Here is a 16,979-nt window from a genome sequence, read left to right on the forward strand (position 1 = left end):
GATTAATTTATCTCATGTGGGTCCCGGGCCGAAATGCAAAACTACAGATATGGGGTTATCGGTGTTCTTCTCGTCCTCGTTCTAGGCGGGGGCGCTTATTATTGGAATTCTCTGAAAGAGCATGGCGCAACGTCAGGTGCAGGCATAGTAGCGACGGCTCCCGAAACGGGTGCCGCGCAAAAATCAGCCGAGGCGCAAGCGCCTGCAGCTCAGCCGGAACAGCAGAAGCCCACGGAAGTTCAGCCGCAACAGGCGGCTGAACAGACTGCACCAGACGCTCCCAGGGAGACGCCGAAAGACGCAAAGGTCCCAGCTTTCGATATTCTGCGCGTCGAACCTGATGGCTCTGTTGTTATTGCAGGGCAGGCTGCAGCCAATGCTGATGTCGAGGTTATCTCCGGCTCCAAAGTACTGGGCACGACCAAGGCCGGCGAAAACGGTGACTTTGCAATTGTTCTCGATCAGCCACTTGATCCGGGCGACCATCAGCTGGTGCTCCGCGCAGGTGGTTCAGGTGCCAATGTTGCAACATCTGCGCAGACTGCAATCGTCTCTGTGCCCGACAGCAATAGCGGTCAGGTTCTGGCTCTTGTTGAAGAGCCGGGTCAGGCAAGCCGTCTGATCACCAAGCCGGAAGCGCCTGCGCAGCAGACGACGTCTTCACCAGCGGCGGGCACAACGACGACGGAACAGGCGCCGCAGGCGAAATCTGATCCAGATGCGCCGATTGCCATTGAGGCCGTAGAAATCGAAGGCGATAAGGTTTTCGTTGCAGGCAACGCGAAGGGTTCCAAAGAGGGAGCCAGCGTTGTTGTGAACGCCAATGACATCATGCTGGGCTCCAGCGCGATCTCGCCGGAAGGTCGTTTTCTGGTGCAAAGCCAGAAGTTGCTGGCAGTTGGTGATTATATCATCCGCGCCGATCTGGTTGATAGGAGCGGACGGGTGATCGCAACTGCACGCGTCCCTTTCCGTCGCGAAGCTGGCGAGAATATCTCAGCAGTGGCCTCGGGAACGAGCAACCAGAATAGCGGTACAGAAGACGCATCTGCGAGTGCACCATTGCAGAAGGTGGAAGGCTCGGTGATTATCCGCAAGGGTGATAATCTCTGGACCATCTCAAAGCGCACTTACGGCAAAGGCACACGCTATACGACAATCTATCTTGCCAATCGCGACCAGATCCGTAATCCGGATCTAATTTTGCCTGGACAGGTCTTCGTGATGCCGCAGCAGCCGCTGGGCGATGATGAAGTGCAACGCCGTCTGCAGGATTCCCCAAACTGACCTAAAGCGGCAATATCTGTTTTGTGAACGCAGTGTCCACCTTAACGCGTCTCGAAAATGTGCAACGTTTTCGGATAATGCGTGCATGAAAACAAACAATTTCAGCATCTGAACCGCCCCAGGAAATCGATTTCGACTTTCGAGGGGCGTTTTAGAATGGACGCTTCGGAATCTTGCCTTTTTGGGTATAATCGTATATCGTCGATTTACGATGAATATTTCCATAGAGATGGTGCCCGATGTTATGATGTCGGGTGTAGATGACGATGCCGCAGCGCGCATATATGCAGCGTTGGGGCATCCTGTGCGTATCCACATTCTCCGGCAGTTGATCCTCGAGAATGCCTGTTGCTGCAAGGATATCGTGTGCAGGCTCGACCTTGCCCAATCGACTGTCTCGCAGCATCTCAAAGTTCTCGTGCAGGCGGGACTGATTGATTACCGGCCAGATCGCCAGACATCGCGTTACAGCGTCAACGGGCAGCAACTGACTGCCATTCGTTCGCATCTCGCAGCCTTCCTCAATGGCTGTTGCGACCAAATAGTCTGATTTGAAAGAAACATCATGAGTGCCCCCAAAACTGTTTCTGCCGATTCCGGCGAAACGTTCAAAACACTGCGAAATCTCTGGCCTTATATGTGGCCGTCTGAGCGACCGGACCTGCGAATGCTCGTGGTCTGGGCGACATTTTATCTGGTGATTTCCAAGATCGTACTGATCCTCGTTCCCTACTTTTTCAAATGGGTAACGAATGCGCTGAACGGTCAGCTTGATGCGCCAAATTACGTTCCCATTATCCTGACCGGCGCAGTCATGCTGGTGCTGGCCTATAATGCGGCGAAGATCATACAGGCAGGTTTGAACCAGCTTCGTGATGCGTTATTTGCCAGCGTTGGCCAATATGCAGTGCGCCAGCTTGCCTACAAGACCTTTGTGCATATGCATCAGCTCTCGCTGCGCTTTCATCTGGAGCGACGTACCGGCGGGCTTTCGCGGGTCATCGAACGCGGTACCAAAGGCATTGAAACGATTGTACGTTTCACAATCCTCAACACGCTGCCGACCATTCTGGAATTTGCGCTGACGGCAGTGATTTTTGCCTTCGCTTACGGCTTTTCCTATCTCTTTGTAGTTGCAGCTACGGTCGTGGCTTATACCTGGTTCACAATCAAGGCGAGCGACTGGCGTATCAATATTCGCCGGGAGATGAACGACTCCGATACCGATGCCAACACCAAGGCCATCGACTCGCTGCTCAATTTCGAAACCGTGAAGTATTTCGGCAACGAGACCATGGAGGCCAAGCGGTTTGATGCGTCCATGGCGCGCTATGAAGATGCAGCAACCAAGACATGGACCTCGCTCGGCTGGCTAAACTTCGGTCAAGCGGTGATCTTTGGTGTTGGCATGGCGATCGTCATGGTGATGTCCGCACGTGAAGTGCAGGCTGGCACCCAGTCGTTAGGCGATTTCGTCTTCATTAATGCCATGCTGATGCAGCTTTCCATTCCGCTCAATTTCATCGGCTTCATCTATCGGGAAATCCGTCAGGGTCTGACCGATATTGAGCAGATGTTCGATCTCCTCGATGTGCAGCAGGAGGTTCAGGATAAGCCTGATGCACGTCCTCTCGACGTAGACAAAGGCGCTATCCGTTTCAATGATGTGCATTTTGCCTATGACGCCAACCGCCCAATCCTTAAAGGCATCAGCTTTGATGTACCGGCGGGTAAGACGGTGGCGATTGTCGGCCCATCGGGTGCGGGCAAGTCCACGATTTCGCGACTACTGTTTCGCTTTTACGATGTACAGTCGGGTTCTGTTACGATTGATGGGCAGAATGTCCGTGATGTGACGCAGGAAAGCCTGCGCAAGGTCATCGGTATGGTGCCGCAGGACACGGTGCTGTTCAATGATACCATCGCCTACAATATCCGCTATGGGCGCCCGGATGCGACAGAAGAGGAAGTGGAAAAGGCTGCAGAGATGGCGCAGATTTCCGGCTTCATCAGGCATCTGCCGGAAGGCTATCAAGCCATGGTGGGCGAGCGTGGTCTGAAACTTTCAGGTGGTGAAAAGCAGCGTGTTGCGATCGCTCGGACGATCCTGAAAGCCCCCCCGATCCTTATCCTCGATGAGGCGACATCGGCGCTTGATACGGCAACTGAGCAGGAAATTCAGTCCGCACTTGATATCGTCAGCCGTGGCCGCACCACGCTTGTCATTGCTCACCGTCTCTCAACGGTAATTGGTGCAGATGAAATCATCGTTCTCAAAGACGGTCTGATCGCCGAGCGAGGCACACATCGTGTCTTGCTCAAGGCGGATGGCCTCTACGCTTCAATGTGGAACCGCCAACGTGAAGCCGATGAGGCAGAAGAACGCCTGCGTCAGGTGCGTGAAAGCGATGACATGGGTGTGGTCATACGCGGCGTTCCCGCAGCCGAATAAGCAAACGACTGTCAGGGTGCGATCACGAACCCTGACAGTCGTGAATAAATTGCGAAATACGTTTCGATTTTGAACAGGATGAGTTAAAACCGGGCCAAGCTATCGCATCGTGCCGTTGATCAGGGGAGATTTTCGGCAGGGCGATGCGCATATAATTCACTAGAGCGTATGGTGCGTTATTACGTGTGCCGCGCTCCAGAAGGAAAAGCGATGAGCCTGTCTGATACTATTCGTAACACTTTCGTGCCCATCCATCGTGAAGGTTATCCGTTTATTGCGGCCTTTTTCGTGGTCTCGCTCATTCTGGGCTGGTTGTGGAATCCGCTATTCTGGATTGGTCTGGTTCTCACCATCTGGTGCATCTATTTCTATCGCGATCCTGAACGCGTCACGCCGATTGCCGATGATCTCGTCATCAGCCCGGCTGATGGCAAAGTTTCTTTCGTTGGTCCGGCAATCCCGCCTGCTGAACTGGATCTTGGTGCCGAACCGTTAATGCGTGTTTCGGTTTTCATGAACGTGTTCTCGGTTCATATCAATCGCGCACCGGTCCGTGGTCGCATCGAAAAGATTTTCCACCGTCCGGGAAAATTTCTCAATGCAGAGCTTGATAAGGCCAGCACTGAGAATGAGCGTAACTCTGTTCTGATCGACAGTGCAAACGGCAAGGTCGGCGTTGTGCAGATCGCGGGTCTGGTCGCACGCCGTATCGTCTGCTGGTCGCGCGAAAGTGACAGTCTTTCAGTGGGTGAGCGCTTTGGTTTGATCCGCTTTGGCTCGCGTGTCGACGTGTATCTGCCAGCAGGCGCTTCCGTGCGCGTCGCTGTCGGCCAGACCGCCGTTGCTGGCGAAACCGTTCTTGCTGAATTCGGTAGCGAGCGCGTTGAACCTGTGGTGCGGATCGCCTGAGCCGATGGAAACACCGTTCCCACCCTTCGAGCCTAATGGCCGCGTGGATTCATCCCGCGGCCCAAGACTTTCGCAGATCCCTCTGCGTATCGTAATTCCGAATGTCATTACCGTCCTCGCCATTTGTGCGGGCCTGACTGGTATTCGTCTTGCGTTTGAGCATCGCTTTGAACTTGCTGTGGCGATGGTGCTGATTGCTGCTTTTCTTGATGGTATCGATGGCCGTGTGGCCCGCATGATGAAGGGCTCGTCCAAGTTTGGCGAGCAGATGGATTCACTGGCCGATATCGTCAATTTTGGCGTCGCACCAGCATTGGTTCTCTATGTCTATGTGCTTGATCAGGCCCGGTCTTTCGGCTGGATCGCAGCACTTCTCTACGCAATTGCCTGCTGCTTGCGTCTTGCACGCTTCAATGTGATGCTGGAGGACCCGAACCGTCCCGCATGGCAGAGCAATTACTTCATAGGTGTTCCTGCACCCGCTGGCGCCATGCTGGTGCTGCTGCCAGTCTATCTGGGCTTTCTTGGTTTAACGCCAAGTAAGGGGCTGGCTTTCGGCGTTGCAATTTACACGGTTGCAATTGCTTTCCTGTTGGTGAGCCGTCTCCCGGTCTATAATGGCAAGTCTGCGGGAAGCCTTGTGCGTCGCGATATTGTCATGCCGCTTATTCTGACCGTGGTCATTTATGTGGCTTTCCTGATGAGCTTTACCTGGCACACACTGACACTGACTGCTCTGAGTTATGTCGCATTCCTGCCGCTCAGCCTGCTCGCATGGAACCGCCGTGAGGCTGCTGATCGCAAGGCTGCGCTTGAGAAAGAGCTTTCAGAAGAGACCTGATCGCAGGTATTCGCAGATGAAATTCACGCGCTCCTGCACCGATGACTTCGGCAGGAGCGCGATTTCATATCCCAGCTCCGTATAGATTTGCTCCATAGCGTCGAATGTGCGCAGGGCTTCGTCGAAGTCCTGTTTGCGCTCGGCATCCTGTCCGAAAATTTCCGACCACGGCGGAGCCAGAAACACTGTTCTGTTATATTGAATCACTTTAGCAGCTTCATACATATGTGGCGGTACGGGCAATTCGCAAAGCCTCAAATAGCCGATGACATCCGGTATACCGCGATCAAAAAAGACCTGACTTACAAGAGCTTGCGCAGCTTTATGAGAACGCATTTCCCACGATAACATTAACTCGGCAAAGAGTACGCGATCATCCCAGGGCAGCGCTTTGCCGTCAATTGCGACCTGATCCTGAATAATAGCGCGGCCAGCTTCCATCGTACGGGAGAAGCCTAGTTGTTCAAGCGCATCAATGAGCGTGCTTTTGCCCGATCCAGGACCGCCACTGATAATAATGAAATGCTGATTGTCGTGAGACATTTGTCCTCCTTGTGAAGATGCACAAAAGCGCGCGCAGAAGCACGCAGCGGAGCAGTTTTGTCGGGTGGGGGCGTCCGCTTTAAAAAAGGGCCGAAAGATACGGCGAGAGCGGAAATGTATAAAAAAGAGTAGCTCCGGCCCTGGTGTTGCGCAAGGCCGGAAAAGTAAAAATCAGGATGGCATGTGATAGTCGAGGAAGCGGTCTTCACGAACGTCAAACAGCTTGCCGGTAACATCGAGCGCCGGATCGGCAAGCTTGACGATTCTCTCAGCAACAGACTGCGGGGTCGGCAGGGTATCGGGGTCTTCACCCGGCATTGCCTGCGCACGCATGGCAGTACGGGTCGCGCCCGGATTGACCGAGTTGACGTTCAGCTTCATCTGCCTGGTTTCTTCTGCCCAGCTCCGCGCCATCACTTCGACTGCAGCCTTGGAAGCCGCATACGGCCCCCAGAAAGCACGGCACGAATGGGCGACGCCCGATGAAAGCAGGATTGCGCGTCCTGCATCTGACGCACGCAACAGCGGGTCAGTTGTGCGGATCAAGCGCCATACGCTGGTCACATTGACATTCATGACCTTGTCGAAAGTTTTGGCTTCAACATGGCCGATAGGAGAAATCGTGCCGAGAACACCGGCATTTGCGACCATGATGTCGAGCTTGCCCCAGCGCTCATGAATAGAGCCACCAAGACGATCAATTGCTTCCATGTCGGTGATGTCGAGCGGTACGAGCGTAGAGCTGCCGCCAAGCTTGCGAATATCGTCGTCGAGTTCTTCCAGTCCCCCAACGGTACGTGCAACAGCGATCACATGTGCGCCGCGTTTTGCCAGTTCAAGTGAAAGAAAATAGCCAATGCCGCGCGATGCGCCCGTTACTAAAGCCAGACGGCCTGTAAGGTCGATGCTCATTCCAGTCCCCAATTTCAGTCATGAGATTAGCATAAAAGCGAGGCGGCCTTTGGGGCCGCCTGCATGAAGGATGTCTGATCAGCCGTTGCTGGCGAGCAGAGACAACGTATGAACGTTGCTTTCGCCTTCCTGATCCAGAAGGCGGGTTGGGTATTCACCCGTGAAATAGTGATCGGTGAAGGCGGGCGCCTTTGGATCACGTGCTTCACCGCCAACGGCCTTGTAAAGACCGTCAATAGAAAGGAACGCAAGCGAATCCGCACCGATATAACGGCACATGGATTCAAGGCTGTCATGCTGGTTTGCGAGCAGCTTTTCACCATCAGGCGTATCAATGCCGTAGAAGTCCGGATGAAAGATCATCGGGCTTGCAACGCGGATATGCACTTCCTTCGCACCTGCATCGCGGATCATCTGCACGATCTTGACCGAAGTGGTGCCGCGCACGATGGAATCATCCACCAGAACGACACGCTTGCCTTCAATCATCGCACGATTGGCCGAATGCTTGAGCTTTACACCAAGGGCACGGATCTGCTGTGTTGGCTCGATAAAGGTGCGGCCAACATAGTGATTGCGGATGATGCCATATTCGAACGGGATGCCGCTGGCTTGCGCAAAGCCCAGTGCGGCAGGTGTGCCGCCATCGGGCACTGGCACGACAACATCGGCCTCGACACTGGCTTCAGCGGCCAGGTTGATACCCATATTCTTGCGCGCGACATAGACACTACGTCCGCCAACAACTGAATCCGGGCGTGCGAAATACACATATTCAAACAAGCAAAGCCGTTCAGGCTGTGGATTGTCTGCCTTGATGCAATCGGTAGTGATCGAGCCATCTTTCTGGATTTCGCAGATGATGACTTCGCCGTTTTCCACGTCACGAATATATTTTGCACCGATAATATCGAGCGCACAGGTTTCGGAGCAGAAGATCGGCTTGCCGTCGAGTTCGCCCATGACGAGAGGACGAATGCCGACTGCATCACGAGCAGCAATCAGCTTCGTGCGGGTCAGCGCCACCATGGCATAGCCGCCTTCAACCTGACGGATTGCATCGACAAAGCGTGCGCTGGATGAGACCTGACGCGAGCGCGCGATCATGTGCAGCACGACTTCTGTGTCGGACGTTGCCTGAAAGATTGCGCCGGAGGCAATCAGCTGCTTGCGCAGTGTAATGCCGTTGGTGAAGTTGCCGTTATGGGCAATCGCGATGCCGCCAACTTCCAGCTCTGCGAACAAAGGCTGCACATTGCGCAGGATCGTTTCGCCAGTCGTGGAATAACGCACATGACCGATAGCGCGATCGCCGGGCAAGCGGTTCAGTGTGGAAGCATCGGTAAAGTGGTCGCCCACCAGTCCCATATGCCGTTCAGAATGAAAACGACGGTTGTGGTAGGAAACGATACCAGCAGCTTCCTGTCCGCGATGCTGAAGGGCATGCAGGCCCAGAGCGGTCAACGCTGCGGCGTCCTCATGGCCAAGAATGCCAAATACACCGCACTCTTCATGCAACGTATCATCGTCCAGCATAAAGGAGTTTTCGTCATGCGATTGTTGGAACATTGTCCGCAAGGCCTTTCGATTGCGGTTACTAAAAGCAACATTTACAGGAAAAGGCCGCGTTTTAAAAGCGATCCCTTGCATGCTGTGCGTTTCAGCCGCTGATATAGGGTAGGACTTTGGCTAAAAACAGATGAAACCGACAGCTTTATGCTGCCGGTTTCAAAAAAGGTTCATTCCGGATCAGTTTGCAGCCGGTGTATCGTCCGGCACAGGCGTCTCGCTTGGATCGCCAGTCTGGCCACCTGCTGGTGCCGGAGTTTCCTGTCCGGGCCTGAACTTTTTGATTGCTGATTCTGGATCGGCGGGCAGAAGATCGATCAGCTGTTGGCCGAAGGAATCAAGCATCGGTTTGGATTTGGCGTTGTTGACCCATGCAGGCTGGTTGGTTGGAACAAGCCAGTTGAAGAAAAGCATCGCAACAACAACAAGAAGCACGCCGCGTGCGGCACCGAACAGAAAGCCGAGCGTGCGGTCGAGCGCACCGATGCGGCTGTCAATGATGAAGTCTGCTATCTTCATGGTAATCAGTGAAACAACGATCAGAACCACAAGGAAAACTGCGCCAGCGGCTGCGATCTTTGCGATGGTTTCATTGTTGATATAGGGCTGAAGGAAAGGCAGTACCGGCATATAGAACAAATATGCCGCTGCGGCCGCAGCTGCCCAGGAAACCAGCGAAAGCACTTCGCGAGAAAAACCGCGGACCATCGCAAGAACGGCCGAAACCAGCGTTATTCCGAGTAGAATTCCATCAAGTAACGTAATCGGCATTCTGGCCTGTCCTTAATTTATACGCAGCGTGGCTTTTGTTTGCGGGCACCTGCGGGGCAGTCAAACTTGCGGGAGCATAACATTGGAAAGTTGACGAAATCTTCCGCCGTTAAATCCCATTAAATTCAATGGTCTGCAACCTGATGTTTGCAGATGAAGGTTATTTTTTACCCGGACCCGATGCTGCGATACGTGCAACGAGATCGGGCAGGGCCGTTGTTTCCATAAGTCCGAAGTTGCGATCTTTCCAGAGTTCGCTACTTCCACCGGGCACAACTGCTTGTCGGAAGCCGAGTTTTTCGGCTTCCTTCAGCCTCTGTACTGCATGTGACACGGCACGAACAGCGCCAGAAAGACTGATTTCGCCGAAATAAACACTATCTGGCGGGAGAGCAATACCGGCAATGGAGGAAACGAGTGCTGCAGCCACCGCAAGATCGGCTGCGGGCTCGCTGATACGATAGCCACCAGCAACATTGAGATAGACATCATGCTGGCCAAAACGAACGCCGCAATGCGATTCGAGCACGGCCAAAATCATGGCGAGACGGCTTCCATCCCACCCGACAACGGCGCGACGCGGCGTACCAAGTGAGGAGGGAGACACAAGCGCCTGTATCTCGACCAGAACCGGGCGAGTGCCTTCCATTCCAGCAAAGACTGCCGCACCCGGCGATTTTGCATTGCGCTCGCCAAGGAACAATTCGGATGGGTTCGAGACTTCGCGCAAGCCGCCATCCGACATTTCAAACACGCCGATTTCATCGGTCGGGCCGAAGCGGTTTTTGACGGTGCGCAAAATCCGATACTGATGTCCGCCTTCGCCTTCAAAATACAGAACCCCATCAACCATGTGTTCGACAACGCGTGGTCCGGCAATCTGGCCTTCTTTGGTGACGTGACCAACAAGAACGACTGCTGCGCCTGTCTGCTTGGCATAACGGATCATCGCCTGTGCGGAAGACCGTACTTGAGTGACCGTTCCGGGGGCAGAGTCTGCCATGTCGGTCCAGAGGGTCTGAATGGAATCGATAATGACCAGATCAGGTCGCTTGCCGTCGGAAACGGTGGCAAGAATGTCTTCGACATTTGTTTCAGCTGCAAGTTCAACGGCACTGGAAGCAACGCCAAGTCGCTGGGCGCGCAGACGTATCTGTGCAACCGCCTCTTCGCCCGATACATAGACAATGCGATGGCCGTGGTTTGCAAGAGCGGCAGCAGCTTGCGTCAGCAGTGTTGATTTGCCGATACCCGGATCGCCGCCGATCAGGACTGCGGAACCACGCACGAACCCGCCGCCCGTTACACGGTCCAGTTCGCTGATACCGGAGATGATGCGTGGTGCATCCTCGATGTCGCCCGAAAGCGAGGTGAGAGCGACTGCACGGCCCTTGCGTTTTGAAAGCATGGAACCGGGACCGGAACCAATGCCGCTATTGGTGCCTTCTTCGACAAGCGTATTCCACTCGCCGCATGAGTCGCACTTACCCGCCCAGCGCGTGTGAACCGCGCCGCAATTCTGGCAGATGAACTGTACGCGTGCCTTGGCCATCAGGCACGCTCCGTCTTGATCGCGATTTTATTCATATTGCTCCGGGATATAAGATCCCTCGGCCAGATCTGCAAATCGCGTAAACTCAGCCTGGAAGGCGAGTTTGACAGTGCCGGTCGGTCCGTGACGCTGCTTGGCGATAATCACGTCAGCAGTACCGCGCACTTTCTCGAAGTGCTGCTTCCACTCTTCATATTTAGGGTCGAACTCGTCACGCGGTTCGAGGTTCTTGACGTAGTATTCTTCGCGGAACACGAAAAGAACCACGTCGGCGTCCTGCTCGATCGAACCCGATTCACGAAGATCGGAAAGCTGCGGACGCTTGTCTTCCCGGCTTTCTACCTGACGCGAGAGCTGCGACAGAGCGATGATTGGAACATTGAGTTCCTTGCCCAGTGCCTTGAGGCCCGTGGTGATTTCAGTGATTTCCTGCACGCGGTTTTGTGACGAGGATTTTGATGAACCCGTCATCAACTGAATATAGTCGATAACAAGAACGTCAAGCCCGCGCTGGCGTTTCAAGCGGCGAGCGCGCGCTGCAAGCTGCGCAATCGAAATACCACCGGTCTGATCGATAAAGAGCGGGATTTTCTGCATAACCTGCGAACAGGCAACGAGCTTTTCGAAGTCTGTCTCGGTAATGTCACCACGACGAATTTTCGACGACGACACTTCCGTTTGTTCGGAAATGATACGCGTTGCGAGCTGTTCTGCCGACATTTCGAGCGAGAAGAAGCCAATAACGCCGCCATTTTTGGCCTTCATGGTGCCATCGGCCTGTTGCTCGGCTTCATAAGCATTGGCGATGTTGAACGCGATATTGGTGGCAAGCGACGTCTTGCCCATGCCAGGACGACCGGCGAGGATGATCAAGTCGGAAGGCTGCAAGCCGCCCATCTTGCCATCAAGCATGTGAATCCCGGTGGAGACGCCGGAGAGGTGGCCATCGCGCATGAAAGCGGCGTTCGCCATATCCACGGCGGTTGTAACCGCATCCTTGAATGCCTGAAAGCCACCGTCGTAGCGCCCTGTTTCAGCAAGCTCGAAAAGGCGGCGTTCTGCGTCTTCAATCTGCTCCTGCGGGGCGTTGTCGACGGGCGCATCATAGGCGACATTGACCATATCTTCGCCAATGCCGATGAGTGCGCGGCGCGTCGCAAGATCATAAATCGCGCGGCCATAATCTTCGGCATTGATGATGGTCACGGCTTCTGTCGCCAGACGCGCAACATACTGGAATACGGTCAGATCACCGATCTTGCCCTCATTGGGCAGGAAGGTCTTCATCGTCACCGGATTGGCCATCTTGCCAACACGGATCAGGTCCGTTGAAATTTCGTAGATACGACGATGCAGAGGCTCAAAGAAATGAGTGGGCTTCAGGAAGTCCGAAACCCGATAAAAAGCGTCGTTGTTGATCAGAATGGCGCCAAGCAGTGCCTGTTCCGCTTCAATATTGTGGGGTGCCTCACGATAAAGCGCATCTTTTTGCTCGCGCGCATCATCAAGTTTGCGTACCGCCGCTTCCGCCATGATTCTCTGGTCCTGTCTCTGATCTTTCCAGCTAGACCTGAAGTGAAGCCAAACGCAACGCAGCCTCAAGGTGATTCCTGCTGGAAGTCATAAGCTATACCATGATTCACAGGCATCCACAGTTTGCGGTTCAATCTTTTGCACGGGGGTTGACGTGTGTTGTGATGCATAAAGGCTGCTGCTACGAAACCAGAAACCGACCTCAGAGGGATTCTTTTATGCGTTTTCGCTTCTTATCGGCATGGCTGGCCGCCATCGCCTCTTTGTCATTCCTGTCTTTGCCGGCGACAGCAGCTGAACCGATCAAGGTAAAAGTTTTCATCGCTGCCATGTTTGAAATTGGTGAGAATAGCGGTGACAGGGCAGGCGAATTTCAAAACTGGTATGAGCGCTATTGGAAAGACGCGAAGCCTATTGAAGTCAAAGGCGCTTTGAAGCCGGTTTATTGCAACGAAGATGGGGTGTGCGGCGCAGTTCTTGGTATGGGTAAGGTCAACTCATCCGCCAGCATGCAAGCCATTTTGCTCGACCCGGCCTTCGATTTCTCGAAAAGCTATTATGTTCTGTCAGGCGTGGCCGGAACTCCACCGTCGCGCGGAACGATCGGCGATGTGAGCTGGGCGACCTGGCTTGTCGATTATGACCTCGGACATCGCTGGGCGCCTGAAGAGGGAAAGCCGGGTGAGCCAGTTTTCATGCCGCGCAAGGGCTATGAGGATTATCGCGTCTTCAAACTCAATCCAGACCTGATCGCCACAGCCATGCGCCTTGGCAAAGACGTGAAGCTGGAGGATTCGAAAGAAGCCCAAGCCTATCGCATGCGTTATCCCGACAAGGCTGCACAGGCAGCCCCATCCCTGAAAGAGGGCACCCATGTAACAGGTGATACCTTCTTCCACGGTCCCGGATTGTCAAAGGAAGCACAGTACATTTCAAAGCTGTATGGTGCCGACGATTATCTGATCACGGAAATGGAAGCGGCTTCGATTACGCTCGTTATCAAACGCCAGTTTGGCACAGACCGTATCCTCAGCCTTCGTGGCGCAGTGAATTTTGATCAGGGAAACCCGAACGAAACGACCTTGCAGCATCTTGATCCAGCGCCCGGCGAAACCGCTGGCGGCTTTGCTGAAACCGTCAGGAACATCTATCTGGTCGGTTCTCCGGTGGTTGATGAAATCGCCAGTCATTGGGACACGTGGGAAGCAGGCGTCCCCAAAGCCGAGTAAGCAAAAAAGGGCTGTCTGGTTCACTCAGGCAGCCCTTTCTGGTTGTGCTGACTGTTATTAGGCCTTTACGCGCTTGTTTTGTGCCTGCGTTTCGCTGTTGGCTCCTTTAGGTGCGCTGTCGAGCCGCTTCAATCGCTTTTCTTCCGCCTCGATGTAATTACGCGTTAGCGGCACAGCCTCTTGTTTGTGGGCAATCTGGATGTGAAAGACCATCATGTTCTGCCAGCGGAAAGCACTTTCCGACGCAGCCAGATAAAACTCCCACATACGGCAGAAACGTTCGTCATAGAGTGCCTTTGCCTCGTCCCGCCGCTCCATGAAGGCAAGCCGCCATTCTTTCAGCGTTTCAGCATAATGAAGACGCAGGATTTCGATGTCAGTGACGTAAAGCCCAGCCTTTTCGATATGCGGCAGCACTTCGGACAGAGCCGGAATATAGCCACCGGGGAATATGTACTTGCGGATGAATGGATTGGTCGCTCCCGGTCCGTCAGCCCGGCCGATGGCATGCAGCAGGAACACACCGTCTTTCTTGAGAAGCCGCGCGGCATGTTGGAAATATTCGGCAAAGTGGCCGACGCCGACATGCTCAAACATGCCGACTGAAACCAGTCGATCAAACGTATCGTCGATATTGCGATAGTCGGTCAGTTCAAATTTTGCGCGTGCATCGAGCCCTTCGTCCACGGCGCGTTTGTTGGCGATGGCGTGCTGTTCTGCCGACAATGTAACGCCGGTTACATTGGCTTTGAGAAAGCGGGCAAGGTAGAGGCCCATGCCGCCCCAACCGCAGCCGATATCAAGCACCTTATGATCTTCCTTGACGAGCAGCTTGGCTGCGATATGCCGCTTTTTGGCAAGCTGTGCTTCAGCAAGTGTTGCATTGGGTGGATCAAAATAAGCACAGGAATACTGCTTGTCGGGATCCAGAAACAGATCATAAAGCGCGCCCGAAAGATCATAATGGCTTTTGATATTGCTTGATGACCGGGCAATCGTGTTCATCTGCTGGAATCGACGAAACAGTATCCGGAACTTTCCTGCAGCCTTCATCCACGGTTCTGTTGCGGCTGAAGGGCCGGTGTTCTCAAAGACGATCCTGAGCAGCGTATAGATATCGCCTTCGACGAAATCGATCTCGCTATCCATGAAGCATTCTGCAAGCTTCAGTTCAGGGTTGAGCGCTACGGCGCGCTCGGCATGGCGGGTATTAAAACGGATATGAACCGGTTGTCCGGTTTTGTCTCCATACTGAGAAGCAGACCCATCAGAATCGGTAACCGTCAGGTCACCTATTTTGATCATATGCAAAAGAACAGTACGCAGCATTCCATACATCGGCCCCATCTCCTTTTAGAGATTGAAGCAGAAAGCAGGCGTAAACGTCCATGCGGTTGCATGGCAGACGGCTTGTTGCCTTTAAAGCCGCGCTGTCATCAGATTTTCAGGCAATATCCCTTTGGTCAGTCTCTCTTTGGCCGGCCTCTGGCTGTTCGCCTGAGCAAACGCGGACGTTTCCGTCAGCACCCTCTCCAATCCAATACTAATACAGAGAATAGGCAAAATTTCTGATCTGAAAAGAGAAAATGCCCGACGGAGACCGCCGGGCATGATCATAAAAAGTTTACCACCATTGGAAACATCGCTGAAGAGCGTTGCTTCCGTGGTGATTGAACCGGGCAGATTAAGCCTCGTCTTCGCCTTCTTCGTCTTCGTCGAAGACTTCATCAGCAAGTGGGGCTTCTTCGATGCCGTAGATGGCTTCGATCGAAGTCAGGTCTTCACCCTTTGCCTGACGTTCGGCTTCTTCAGTCGAGCGGGCGATGTTTACGGAAACCGTAACTTCGACTTCAGGATGCAGGGAAATAACAATGTCATGCACGCCAATTGCCTTGATTGGCTGCTTCAGCTCAACCTGATTGCGGTGCAGCGAGAAGCCGTTTGCAGTGATGATATCAGCGATGTCGCGGGTCGAAACCGAACCGTAAAGCTGACCGGTTTCACCAGCCGAACGAACAACGATAAACGATTCGCCGTTGAGCTTGGTTGCAACTGCTTCAGCTTCGCTCTTACGCTCAAGGTTCTGAGCTTCGAGCTGTGCGCGCTGGCCTTCAAACTTCTTGCGGTTGGCTTCGTTGGCACGAAGAGCCTTGCCCTGTGGGAGAAGGAAGTTACGGGCAAAGCCGTCCTTGACCTTAACGGTGTCGCCCATCTGACCGAGGCGGCTAATGCGTTCCAGAAGAATAACGTCCATTTGAGTTTCCTTTCGAGTGTATCAATTGGTTTATTGGTTATCGGCGTTCGGAATTTTCGAGATTGGCGCGCCGCGCGATGTATCGAAAAGACCAAAAACCATGAAGACAAAAAGCAGAAATGCGAAAAGCACGATCGCCACATAGACTAACCACAGCACTACGGGTCGCCATGCTTTGCCGCGCGAGCGGTGATGGAAAGTTGCAAGACCTGCGATCATGAAGCCAAAGCTCAGCGCACCAACAACAACGGTTGCAACGAGACCAGCAACGCCGGGCAAAAACGCAACCGCAAGAGCCACGGCAAAAACAAGCAATGCCTGACGCGGCATGCGCATTGTTGCAGGCCAGTCATCACGTGGACGGCGCAGACGACCCGAGAGGGCTGTCAGACGCAGAGCCAGATAGAGGTTGCCGACGAGAATGGCGAGACATGTCGCTGGCTGAATTGCAGGGAGCGCCACCATCAGAAGTGCGCTGACGCTCTGGCGCATTTCATCGCTGGCGGTAAATTGCGGGTCAGCTTCGGCAAGGCGGTCGATCAGCGTGTTTGCAAGTTCTCGCGCCATGTCCGGCCCGAAACCCACAATGAAACCGATAATGATGAAGCTTGCAGCCACCATCAATGCCAGACGGAAGACGATATCCGAAAGTGGATACCAGACCATCACGTCTTTGGGGCCGCCGAGTTCAGAAGCGGGCCGGGCAAGGCCTGAAAGATAAGCACCGATTGCAGCAGGCGCGTAACTTGTGAGCGCCATGAGCAGTGCTGCCATAGGGGCGGCAAAAATGCCGACGGCAACGGTGGCAGCAGCAGCAGCTACAAGCCCTGCGCTCGAACCCCAGCCAAGAGCGGCAACAAAAATAGGCAACGGTGTCAGGAAATACAGAACCACGGCCATTCCCGACTGGGCAATGACGCCAGACGACATCAATGCCGAGGCAAGCCCCGCCAGAATGCCGACACCAATGATGGTTCCATTGAATTTCATAAACTCGCTGTCCTGCTCCGGCTATTCCGGTTTTGCAGTTAGAGGTGCCGACAAAGTCGCGTTCACCCCAACTTGGGATTTAATTACTTCGCTTGTGCCCTTCACAAGAACGAAGATCGGGAGACGGCGAACCGTCT

General features: G+C 54.0%; 15 protein-coding genes. 6 read left to right on the forward strand and 9 right to left on the reverse strand.

All coding sequences use genetic code 11. The annotated features are described in order from the left end of the window. Positions 1–33: 33 nt before the first annotated feature. From CEV32_RS20945 to pssA, 5 genes are all read left to right on the forward strand, one after another. Complete coding sequence (locus CEV32_RS20945) at positions 34–1,287, forward strand: LysM peptidoglycan-binding domain-containing protein (protein WP_094578999.1); 1,254 nt, start codon at positions 34–36, stop codon at positions 1,285–1,287. 211 nt (positions 1,288–1,498) lie between these two features. Continuing rightward, entirely contained in the window at positions 1,499–1,837 is a 339-nt protein-coding gene (locus CEV32_RS20950) for an ArsR/SmtB family transcription factor (protein WP_094579000.1), read from the forward strand. 15 nt (positions 1,838–1,852) lie between these two features. Continuing rightward, positions 1,853–3,739, forward strand: coding sequence for an ABCB family ABC transporter ATP-binding protein/permease (locus CEV32_RS20955; RefSeq protein WP_094579001.1), 1,887 nt, complete (start codon positions 1,853–1,855; stop codon positions 3,737–3,739). A gap of 210 nt (positions 3,740–3,949) precedes the next feature. After that, a complete protein-coding gene (locus CEV32_RS20960; RefSeq protein WP_094579002.1) occupies positions 3,950–4,648 on the forward strand; it encodes a phosphatidylserine decarboxylase in 699 nt (232 codons plus the stop codon). Between the two features lie 4 nt (positions 4,649–4,652). Beyond that, positions 4,653–5,489, forward strand: a complete 837-nt coding sequence (gene pssA / locus CEV32_RS20965) for a CDP-diacylglycerol--serine O-phosphatidyltransferase (RefSeq protein WP_094579003.1) — start codon at positions 4,653–4,655, stop codon at positions 5,487–5,489. Here the strand turns inward: pssA and CEV32_RS20970 are convergent. From CEV32_RS20970 to CEV32_RS20995, 6 genes are all read right to left on the reverse strand, one after another. Continuing rightward, positions 5,475–6,032, reverse strand: a complete 558-nt coding sequence (locus CEV32_RS20970) for an AAA family ATPase (RefSeq protein ID WP_094579004.1) — start codon at positions 6,030–6,032, stop codon at positions 5,475–5,477. The genes pssA and CEV32_RS20970 overlap by 15 nt on opposite strands. 171 nt (positions 6,033–6,203) lie before the next feature. Beyond that, a complete protein-coding gene (locus CEV32_RS20975; protein WP_094579005.1) occupies positions 6,204–6,944 on the reverse strand; it encodes an SDR family NAD(P)-dependent oxidoreductase in 741 nt (246 codons plus the stop codon). A 78-nt stretch (positions 6,945–7,022) separates the two neighbouring features. Then, positions 7,023–8,513, reverse strand: a complete 1,491-nt coding sequence (gene purF / locus CEV32_RS20980) for an amidophosphoribosyltransferase (RefSeq protein ID WP_094579207.1) — start codon at positions 8,511–8,513, stop codon at positions 7,023–7,025. Positions 8,514–8,693: 180 nt separating this feature from the next. Beyond that, positions 8,694–9,284, reverse strand: a complete 591-nt coding sequence (locus tag CEV32_RS20985; RefSeq protein ID WP_094579006.1) for a CvpA family protein — start codon at positions 9,282–9,284, stop codon at positions 8,694–8,696. 160 nt (positions 9,285–9,444) lie between these two features. Continuing rightward, positions 9,445–10,836, reverse strand: coding sequence for a DNA repair protein RadA (radA, locus tag CEV32_RS20990; RefSeq protein WP_094579007.1), 1,392 nt, complete (start codon positions 10,834–10,836; stop codon positions 9,445–9,447). Positions 10,837–10,863: 27 nt separating this feature from the next. Next, on the reverse strand, positions 10,864–12,369 hold the full coding sequence (locus CEV32_RS20995) for a replicative DNA helicase (RefSeq protein WP_094579008.1): 1,506 nt from the start codon (positions 12,367–12,369) through the stop codon (positions 10,864–10,866). 218 nt (positions 12,370–12,587) lie between these two features. On the opposite strand from CEV32_RS20995, the gene CEV32_RS21000 reads away from it, so the two are divergent. Further along, complete coding sequence (locus CEV32_RS21000) at positions 12,588–13,598, forward strand: purine-nucleoside phosphorylase (protein ID WP_094579009.1); 1,011 nt, start codon at positions 12,588–12,590, stop codon at positions 13,596–13,598. A gap of 57 nt (positions 13,599–13,655) precedes the next feature. Here CEV32_RS21000 and CEV32_RS21005 read toward each other — a convergent pair whose 3' ends face one another. From CEV32_RS21005 to CEV32_RS21020, 3 genes are all read right to left on the reverse strand, one after another. Continuing rightward, positions 13,656–14,936, reverse strand: a complete 1,281-nt coding sequence (locus tag CEV32_RS21005; RefSeq protein ID WP_094579010.1) for an SAM-dependent methyltransferase — start codon at positions 14,934–14,936, stop codon at positions 13,656–13,658. Between the two features lie 346 nt (positions 14,937–15,282). Further along, complete coding sequence (rplI, locus tag CEV32_RS21015) at positions 15,283–15,852, reverse strand: 50S ribosomal protein L9 (protein ID WP_094579012.1); 570 nt, start codon at positions 15,850–15,852, stop codon at positions 15,283–15,285. A gap of 30 nt (positions 15,853–15,882) precedes the next feature. Beyond that, positions 15,883–16,842, reverse strand: a complete 960-nt coding sequence (locus CEV32_RS21020) for a DUF2232 domain-containing protein (RefSeq protein WP_094579013.1) — start codon at positions 16,840–16,842, stop codon at positions 15,883–15,885. Between the last annotated feature and the right edge of the window lie 137 nt (positions 16,843–16,979).

It is taken from the genome of Brucella rhizosphaerae (assembly GCF_002252475.1).
Lineage (GTDB): Bacteria > Pseudomonadota > Alphaproteobacteria > Rhizobiales > Rhizobiaceae > Brucella > Brucella rhizosphaerae.

Coding starts and splice junctions, on each gene's coding strand:
- CEV32_RS20945 (WP_094578999.1), top strand. CDS start 34: ATGCAAAACTACAGATATGGGGTTATCGGTGTTCTTCTCGTCCTCGTT.
- CEV32_RS20950 (WP_094579000.1), top strand. CDS start 1,499: ATGAATATTTCCATAGAGATGGTGCCCGATGTTATGATGTCGGGTGTA.
- CEV32_RS20955 (WP_094579001.1), top strand. CDS start 1,853: ATGAGTGCCCCCAAAACTGTTTCTGCCGATTCCGGCGAAACGTTCAAA.
- CEV32_RS20960 (WP_094579002.1), top strand. CDS start 3,950: ATGAGCCTGTCTGATACTATTCGTAACACTTTCGTGCCCATCCATCGT.
- pssA (WP_094579003.1), top strand. CDS start 4,653: ATGGAAACACCGTTCCCACCCTTCGAGCCTAATGGCCGCGTGGATTCA.
- CEV32_RS20970 (WP_094579004.1), bottom strand. CDS start 6,032: ATGTCTCACGACAATCAGCATTTCATTATTATCAGTGGCGGTCCTGGA.
- CEV32_RS20975 (WP_094579005.1), bottom strand. CDS start 6,944: ATGAGCATCGACCTTACAGGCCGTCTGGCTTTAGTAACGGGCGCATCG.
- purF (WP_094579207.1), bottom strand. CDS start 8,513: ATGTTCCAACAATCGCATGACGAAAACTCCTTTATGCTGGACGATGAT.
- CEV32_RS20985 (WP_094579006.1), bottom strand. CDS start 9,284: ATGCCGATTACGTTACTTGATGGAATTCTACTCGGAATAACGCTGGTT.
- radA (WP_094579007.1), bottom strand. CDS start 10,836: ATGGCCAAGGCACGCGTACAGTTCATCTGCCAGAATTGCGGCGCGGTT.
- CEV32_RS20995 (WP_094579008.1), bottom strand. CDS start 12,369: ATGGCGGAAGCGGCGGTACGCAAACTTGATGATGCGCGCGAGCAAAAA.
- CEV32_RS21000 (WP_094579009.1), top strand. CDS start 12,588: ATGCGTTTTCGCTTCTTATCGGCATGGCTGGCCGCCATCGCCTCTTTG.
- CEV32_RS21005 (WP_094579010.1), bottom strand. CDS start 14,936: ATGTATGGAATGCTGCGTACTGTTCTTTTGCATATGATCAAAATAGGT.
- rplI (WP_094579012.1), bottom strand. CDS start 15,852: ATGGACGTTATTCTTCTGGAACGCATTAGCCGCCTCGGTCAGATGGGC.
- CEV32_RS21020 (WP_094579013.1), bottom strand. CDS start 16,842: ATGAAATTCAATGGAACCATCATTGGTGTCGGCATTCTGGCGGGGCTT.